A 284-nucleotide genomic window follows, 5' to 3' on the forward strand; every position below is an offset into this window, starting at 1 on the left:
CGGCGCGCTCGCCCATCCCTCGGCGCGCACGCAGGTGAAGCGGCGCAAGGTGCCGGAGATGCCGGCGGAGCAGGAAGGCGCGCTCGATGTTGTCGGGCTTCAAACCGAGTTTTCGATCGGGCGTGACGTCTTTCGTGCCGTCGGCGGGGTCGATCTGAGGCTCGGCAAAGAAGAGTGCCTGGGCCTCGTGGGTGAATCCGGCTCGGGCAAATCGGTGACGGCGCTGTCGATCGCGAGCCTCGTTCCCTCGCCGCCGGGCGCCATCGTCGGCGGGCGCGTGATGC

At 69.4% G+C, this 284-nt stretch carries 1 protein-coding gene; it reads left to right on the forward strand.

The features are described from left to right. A partial coding sequence (locus tag CH341_RS34865) for an ATP-binding cassette domain-containing protein (RefSeq protein WP_342635048.1) occupies positions 1-284 on the forward strand: 284 nt, incomplete at both ends.

The organism is Rhodoplanes roseus (assembly GCF_003258865.1).
Lineage (GTDB): Bacteria > Pseudomonadota > Alphaproteobacteria > Rhizobiales > Xanthobacteraceae > Rhodoplanes > Rhodoplanes roseus.